The sequence below is a fragment of the Oleiphilus sp. HI0043 genome, assembly GCF_001634935.1.
In genome coordinates this window covers 1-568 of sequence record NZ_LWEY01000262.1, presented here as the reverse complement: position 1 = coordinate 568, position 568 = coordinate 1, and the positions used below count along the sequence as shown (strand labels likewise).

1 protein-coding gene is annotated in these 568 nt (G+C 50.2%); it reads left to right on the top strand.

Going from position 1 to position 568, the window contains the following annotated elements; genetic code table 11:
• The coding region (locus A3729_RS03900) for an urease subunit alpha (protein ID WP_156497632.1) at window positions 1–568 on the top strand (568 nt) is incomplete at both ends.

The window sequence follows — 568 nt, the reverse complement described above, 5'->3', positions numbered from 1 at the left end:
ACAGATGTACTCGCGGGTGAAGGCTCTATCCTTACTGCTGGCGGCATTGATGCTCATATTCACTTTATTTGTCCACAGCAAGTTGAAGAAGCCTTAATGTCAGGCGTGACCACAATGATTGGTGGCGGCACCGGCCCGTCAACCGGTACTAACGCCACAACTTGTACCTCTGGACCGTGGTACATCGGTAAGATGATGCAATCCACCGACCAAATGCCCATGAACTTTGGCTTCTTGGGTAAAGGGAATGCAAGTTTACCTGAAGCCCTAAGAGAACAGCTCGATGCAGGCGCTTGCGGCTTGAAGCTCCACGAAGATTGGGGAACCACGCCAGCTTCCATTGATTGCTGTTTATCCGTAGCAGAAGAATATGATGTTCAGGTTGCAATCCATACCGACACCTTGAATGAATCAGGCTTCGTCGATGATACCATTGGTGCGTTTAAAGACCGCGTGATCCACACGTATCACACTGAGGGTGCCGGTGGTGGTCACGCACCTGATATCATTCGTGCTTGTGCTTACCCGAATGTATTGCCTTCATCTACCAACCCAACACGCCCTTACA